Here is a 2596-nt window from a genome sequence, read left to right as displayed (position 1 = left end):
CCGTTTCACTTTAAGGTTGATACAAATAGGCAGTAGGGGAAGTAGGGAAAAAGAATTTGTATCACGAATTTCGTGAAATGGTATAACCCCGTAAAGACGAGTACCCGTAGTAATAAGGCTGCCCAATTTTTTAGGGGACAAAGTGCGTGGACAATGCGTCTCCTAAAGTTCTGTAAGGCGCACTCGCGTTTACTCGTAGAGAGGGTTGCCCAGTTTTACAAAAGGCGAGACCCAAGGCAACAGTGCTACATGCTCGCCCTCTCCCCTCTGGGACTTAAAAACCACCAAACAATTTCAAATTCTGAAAAAAGCAACCTGTGCAGCCAATCGGCATTCAACTGCTTCAGAAGTTACTAAACTCACCATATGCCAAGAATTGTCCGTACGTACAAAAACAGCTGTCGCAATTCTTGCAAACGTTCTCAATGGCGATCGCTACATGGTAAATCAAGGCGTGTTTTCACCAAAGCATAGCCCAATTCCGCCAATATTTCGTCTGCCTCATAAGGCATCTCAAAATAGGAGTGATCGGGTGTAGGATTGCCCCTCTTGCAAAATAGGACGGCGAGTCATGGTTGAATGGAGTCATCCACCAATTCTTGCGGTGCATCCTTACCGTTCCACACGCCGCCAATGATGTAGGGACGGTACCCTTAGAAGCTTTGCCAGTAGTACATTCTGAGTTCATGGCGCAATCTCTATTAGTACAAAAGTTTTACACCAGCTTTACACCAAAATTACACCCAAAAAGACCTTAGATGACCCAATAGTTGCACCCAATAAAGGCTATTCTCGATGTGAGCAAGGGGTGAGCAAACGGCTGTAACCCTTTAAAAGCTTACGATTTGAGGATTTTTTTTGAAGCGGGTGATGGGACTCGAACCCACGACATTCAGCTTGGGAAGCTGACGTTCTACCACTGAACTACACCCGCAAGTCAGGGTTAGCGCTCTCGAATATAGTCAATCCTACCAAATATTCCGACCAATGACAGTTAGGTGAAAGACGACCGGGGGAGATTGCGCCTGAGATTTAGTTTTGAGGGGAAGAGGTACTCGATTGCGCTAGGTGTTGAGAATACAAAGGCGAATTTTAAACTTGCACAGGCGAAGGCGGATGAGTTGAGAGTGGATATTGTCTTTAAGCGGTTCGATGCTAAAAGGTTAGAGAAGTACAAACTCATCACGACCTTTGCACCAAAACAAGCACACACGCTCACACTCACGGACATCTGGCTAAAGTACCTCGACTACAAACGCGCACTAGTTAAGCCTGGGACGTACCAATACCTTGCTGTTGATAAAGACTGTCTACATCTAATGATTTTGAGTTAAGAACAATTTCAACTTTCAATTGCTCAACTTGTTGCTTTAGCCATTGAGAAAACAAGTTTGAGAGAATTTTTTCGCGCAGCATCTCGTTTAATTGTGGCTGAATAATTTCCTCAACAAAAATCAAATGGACTCCCTTAGAAGTAACAATTGGTTTAAGAATCTGGGGCCCAGTTGCTGCAAATACAGCGGCTGATATTTCTGGTTTGAAATCTGTGCGACTTAGTATTCCTTTATATCCTCCAGAGCGGCGAGCTTCAGTATCTTGAATGTATTTGTGGGCGACTTCAGGAAAACTTATTTCACCTTCAGCAAGTGCATAAAAGAGTTCCATCGCTAAGTCAAAATCATCCAAGATTACTTCATACATGACAACCTGGGCATAATCAAGCTGGTGTTCCACAAAAAAGGGTTCAACTTTCTCGGCGAACAAATGTTGAGCCAACTTTGAGGAAATGACGGTGGAATAAACTAATTCTTCAAACTCGTCTAAGGACAGACTATGTTTTTGTAGCCACTCCCAAGTAGCATCAGCGCTAGTCAGCTTGTTCATTAACCGCAAACCGTCTGCTGCTTGCTGAAGTTCTGACGACTCCACTTTAATACCAGCCTCCCCAGCTGCACGCGCAATTATCTTGCGAGTAAGAATACCTTCAACCACAGAGGGAATTTGACAGTAAAGCTTGATTTGGTGAATAATTTCGTCCTTGGAAACAGTTAGCACTTCTGACATAGTATCATTCCTTAGTAATATATTAATGCGAGTTTAATTGTGAAATGCTGACAAGAGAACAAGGGGACAAGTTAAAAGTAAACAAGCAAAAGAAGGAGCAAAATTTTTTTAGTTTTACCTTTTCTCCTTCCTTTGCTAGTGCAAGACAACACTCCATAATCTGAAAAAGGATAAGCATCAAATTTGATTTTGACTGGCATTCCTACACGTAGTAATCTGCAATTGTAAATGCCCAAACCTGCACTTCCCGACTTTTTTCAGCCATAATTATTTGCAACACTGGTTTTCATCAAACTCAATTGCCACAATAAATTAGGTGATGCGTGCGATGGTAAATCACCAATCGTAATGCTGGAATTTTGTTGGCTTGAGATTTCTTTCTTAGTTGTGTTGTCTTTTGGTCGAGTGGAAAGTCCCATATCCTTAAGCAAGCGGTTAATGTGGCAAGCGCTAACTTTAATTCCCAATTCTTTTGTCATACCAATCCGCGTTCAAAAGCGTAAAACTGGTAAAATGAATAGGAGTTAAAATA

Annotated in this window: 3 protein-coding genes and 1 tRNA gene; 1 reads left to right on the top strand and 3 read right to left on the bottom strand. The window is 42.3% G+C overall.

Features of this window, described 5'->3' with window-relative positions; translation table 11 throughout:
- Nucleotides 1-862 precede the first annotated feature (862 nt).
- Nucleotides 863-934 (bottom strand) — tRNA-Gly (locus DP116_RS27810).
- Nucleotides 935-998: 64 nt separating this feature from the next.
- Between DP116_RS27810 and DP116_RS30615 the strand changes: the two genes are divergently transcribed.
- Nucleotides 999-1334, top strand: a complete 336-nt coding sequence (locus DP116_RS30615) for an Arm DNA-binding domain-containing protein (protein ID WP_169158195.1) — start codon at nt 999-1001, stop codon at nt 1332-1334.
- On the opposite strand, the gene DP116_RS27800 is transcribed toward DP116_RS30615, so the two are convergent.
- Nucleotides 1267-2064 carry a peptidylprolyl isomerase gene (locus tag DP116_RS27800; RefSeq protein ID WP_169158194.1) on the bottom strand — a complete coding sequence of 266 codons (798 nt, stop codon included), beginning with the start codon at nt 2062-2064 and terminating at the stop codon, nt 1267-1269. The genes DP116_RS30615 and DP116_RS27800 overlap by 68 nt on opposite strands.
- 257 nt (nt 2065-2321) lie before the next feature.
- Complete coding sequence (locus tag DP116_RS27795; protein ID WP_169158193.1) at nt 2322-2543, bottom strand: hypothetical protein; 222 nt, start codon at nt 2541-2543, stop codon at nt 2322-2324.
- Between the last annotated feature and the right edge of the window lie 53 nt (nt 2544-2596).

The sequence above is a fragment of the Brasilonema bromeliae SPC951 genome (assembly GCF_012912135.1).
In the GTDB taxonomy this organism is placed as follows: domain Bacteria; phylum Cyanobacteriota; class Cyanobacteriia; order Cyanobacteriales; family Nostocaceae; genus Brasilonema; species Brasilonema bromeliae.
Note: the sequence above shows the minus strand (reverse complement) of the source record. Positions and strands in the feature narration are given on the sequence as shown.